4 protein-coding genes are annotated in these 3569 nt (G+C 66.5%); 2 read left to right on the forward strand and 2 right to left on the reverse strand.

Annotated features, from left to right (window positions below; translation table 11 throughout):
• Together RR928_RS22805 and RR928_RS22810 are read right to left on the reverse strand one after the other, a co-directional pair.
• The coding region (locus tag RR928_RS22805; protein WP_332684363.1) for a DUF1365 family protein at window positions 1-340 on the reverse strand (340 nt) is incomplete at its 3' end.
• The gene (locus RR928_RS22810) at window positions 337-1671 is read right to left on the reverse strand and encodes an NAD(P)/FAD-dependent oxidoreductase (protein ID WP_332534927.1); all 1335 of its coding nucleotides are present in this window, start codon (window positions 1669-1671) and stop codon (window positions 337-339) included. The genes RR928_RS22805 and RR928_RS22810, both read right to left, overlap by 4 nt.
• A 124-nt stretch (window positions 1672-1795) precedes the next feature.
• Here RR928_RS22810 and RR928_RS22815 point away from each other — a divergent pair, with 124 nt between their 5' ends.
• Entirely contained in the window at window positions 1796-2452 is a 657-nt protein-coding gene (locus RR928_RS22815) for a TetR/AcrR family transcriptional regulator (protein WP_332534929.1), read from the forward strand.
• Window positions 2453-2545: 93 nt separating this feature from the next.
• Window positions 2546-3569 (forward strand): DNA topoisomerase IB (locus RR928_RS22820; protein ID WP_332684364.1); only part of this gene is annotated, 1024 nt, incomplete at its 3' end.

Genomic DNA, 3569 nt, shown 5'->3' on the forward strand with positions numbered 1-3569 from the left:
GGTGCGCATACCAGAAGCTCACGGGCTTGAACACATAGCCCAGCACGCGCGGAAAAGTGTGCAGCCAGACTTCGCCATCGGCGTCGGCAATGCCTTCGCTGTGCAGCATGGCGTCGAACCAGGCAAGCGCGTCGTCACCGCCTTCGCCATGGTCGCAATCATGAAAGCTCATCAGCGCGCGGCGGTTGCGTGCCAGCGCCGCGCAGGGCGCGTCGCGCAGGCTGCGCAGCGGCAGCAGCAGGAAGTAGCTGGGATAACGGAACGCATGCGCGACCGGCCGCAGGCGCCGGTGCCAGACATGGCCCATGCCGATCAGCGGCCGTGCGGGGGTGGGGTTCATAGCGCCTCCTGCGAGACGCGCAGCGGCATGCGGCGCAGCGCCTGCATCACGCCCTGGGCCGCGTCCAGGCCGGAGCGCAGGCCGTCCTCGTGGAAGCCATAGCCTGTCCATGCGCCGCAGAACCAAGTGCGGCGCTGGCCTTGCAGCGCTGCGATCGTGCCCTGGGCCTGGATCGCGGCCAGGTCGAACACCGGATGGCTGTATTCGATGCGTTGATGGATCTGGCTTTCATCGATCGGCCGCGAAGGGTTCAGCGAGACGATCACCGGCTGCTGCCAGGGCAGCGGCTGCAGGCGGTTGAGCAGATAGTGCAGGCAGACCTGGGCCTGGTGCGCATCGGCGCCCGCGGCGCGCTCGTAGTTCCACGCCGCCCAGGCCGCGCGCCGCTGCGGCAGCACCTGGGTGTCGGTGTGCAGCACCGCGACATTGGGCTGGTAGCGGATCGCGCCCAGCACCGCCGCTTCAAGCGGCGTCGCATCGGCGCCGAGCAGCCCCAGCGCCTGGTCGCTGTGGCAGGCCAGCACGACCGCGTCGAAAGCTTCAGTGCCCTGCGCGGTCTGCAGCTGCACGCCGGCATCGCTGCGGCGCAGGCCCAGCACCGGGCTGTGCAGGCGCGCCTGGTGCGGGCCCGGGGCCTGCAAGCGCGCGACCATGCGGCGCACATATTCGCGCGAGCCGCCGCGCACGGTGTACCACTGCGGCCGGTCCGTGACCTGCAGCAGGCCATGGTTGTGGCAAAAGCGCACCAGCGTCGCTATCGGAAACTGCAGCATCTGCTCGGTGGGACAGGACCAGATGCTGCCGATCATGGGCAGCAGATAGTCTTCGCGGAACGCCTTGCCGAAGCCATGGGTGTAGAGGAAATCCGCAATCGGGCTTTGCAGTTCGTGTTCGACCTGGCGGCGCGCGAGATCGGTGGTGATGCGGTTGAAGCGCAGGATTTCCGACAGCATTCCCCAGAACCGCGGCCGCAGCAGGTTGCGCCGCTGGGCGAACACCGCGTTGAGCGATGTCCCGCTCCATTCGAGCCCGCTGCCGCCCTGCGCATCCAGGCATTGCACCGACAGCGACATCTCGGACGCCGCGCTTTCCACGCCCAGCTCGGCAAACAGCGCCGTGAGCAAGGGGTAGGTGCGCTGGTTGTAGACCAGAAAGCCCGTGTCCACGCCATGCTGCAGGCCCTCGAGCGTCAGGTCCACGGTGTTCGCATGGCCGCCGAAATGGCTGCCGGCCTCGAACAGCGTGACCTGGTGGCCCGCATGCTGGTCGGCGAGCCGCCATGCGGCAGACAGGCCGGCGATGCCGGATCCGATGACAGCGATGCGGTGCATGGTGGATTTCCCTGATGTACTTGAAAGATCAATTACTGAACTCATGAGTTCACAATATATCCGTTAAGTCTCCACTTTGCACTATAAAGTTTTCGGCTTGCGGGTTTCGCTCTAGAATCAGGCCATGGAAACCCGTTCATCGATCAAAGAGCAAATCCAGCGCCTGCGCCAGGAAGCCATAGTCACCGCCGTCAACCGCCTGCTGGCCAGCAAGGGCTATGACGCCATGACCGTGGACGAAGTCGCGGCCGAAGCCGGCATGGCCAAAGCCAGCCTCTACAAGCTGTTCACATCGAAGGAAGAACTGGCGGGCGCGGCCATGGTCGGCGTGCTCGACCGCGCGCTGGCCTTTGTCGACGGCCTGCGCGCCCAGGCGGCCGAAGCCGCGCAGACCGACCAGCCTTTGTCGCCCGTGGACCAGTTGCGCGCGGTCATACGCTGGGCCATGCAGACCCAACTCGAAGGCGAGATGCCGTCCCTGCCCGCGCAGAACTCGAGTCTGAGCGCTTCGCTGCAATCGAACGATGCCTATATGGACCGGCTGATCGCGCTGAGCAACCGCCTGAGCATCTGGATCGCCGAAGCCCAGACCAGCGGCCAGCTCAACGCCCAGCTGCCATCCGAGCTGGTGCTCTATACGCTGTTCGCGCGCGCCTGCGACCCCGTCGTGGCCCTGCTCAAGGAGTCGGGCCAGTACACCAATGCGCAGATCCTCGACTGGGTCACGCAGACCACGTTCCAGGGTCTGGGCAACGGCCCGCAGGCGCCGCTGCCTGCCTGAGCGCCTGCGCCGCGACGCGGCGCAGGATGACGGCGGCGCGGCCCGATGTTCCGCAAGATCCTTGCTGATCCCTGTTGGAACTAAAAGGCAAAGATGGCGACGCTGACCTATGTCGACGAGCAGACCGAAGGCTGGCGCCGCGTGCGCAGCGGCAAGGGCTTTTCCTACCGGGCGGCCGACGGCAGCCTGATACGCGATGCCGAACAGCTTGCACGCATTCGCCAGCTGGCGATTCCTCCGGCCTATACCGATGTCTGGATCTGCCCCGATCCCCTGGGCCATCTGCAGGCCACGGGCCGCGACGCGCGCGGGCGCAAGCAGTATCGCTACCACGCGCTATGGCAGGAGCAGCAAAAGCAGGCCAAGTTCGAGCGCATGCTGCGCTTCGGCCGCGCGCTGCCCCGGATACGCCGCGCGGTGGAACGCGACCTCGCGGCGCGCCGCCCCGGCCTCGAAGTCGTGGCCGCGACCGTGGTGCGGCTGCTCGACCGAACCGGCATGCGCATAGGCAACGACGAATACTCCGAGCAGAACGGATCGTATGGCCTGACCACGCTCAGGAACCGCCACGCCAAGGCCAGCGCCACCCAACTGCAACTGCACTTCAAGGGCAAGAGCGGCGTGATGCAGCAGGTGTCCATCGCCGACCGGCGCGTGGCGCGCATCGTGCAGCGCTGCCAGGAACTGCCGGGTCAGCGGCTGTTCCAGTTCCTCGACGAACACGATGAGCTGCAGCATCTGCGTTCGGACCATGTGAACGACTACCTGCGCACGCTGTGCGGCGAAGACTTCACGGCCAAGGATTTCCGCACCTGGCATGCCAGCGTCTGCGCGATGGAGCTGGCGCTGGCCGCGCGCTGCGCCGACCAGGAACAGGCGCAGCTGAGCGCGAGCGCGATCAACGACATCGTCAAGCAGGTCGCGCAGCGCCTGGGCAATACCAGCAGCGTATGCCGCAAGTTCTACATCCATCCCGAAGTACTGAACTTCTGCGAACGCCAGGCGGCGGACGCAGGACATGCGGCGCGCAAGAAGCTGGGAATGAGCCCGGCCGAATGCGCGCTGCTGCAGCTGCTCGATGCCTGCGAACCGGCCAAGCCGAGAAAGCCGGCCGCGC

The sequence above is a fragment of the Comamonas sp. genome (assembly GCF_036666375.1).
GTDB lineage: Bacteria > Pseudomonadota > Gammaproteobacteria > Burkholderiales > Burkholderiaceae_C > Comamonas.

What these genes read in the sequence shown, in the direction of transcription:
- RR928_RS22815 (WP_332534929.1), top strand. Translation starts at nt 1,796, where the DNA reads ATGGAAACCCGTTCATCGATCAAAGAGCAAATCCAGCGCCTGCGCCAG.
- RR928_RS22810 (WP_332534927.1), bottom strand. Translation starts at nt 1,671, where the DNA reads ATGCACCGCATCGCTGTCATCGGATCCGGCATCGCCGGCCTGTCTGCC.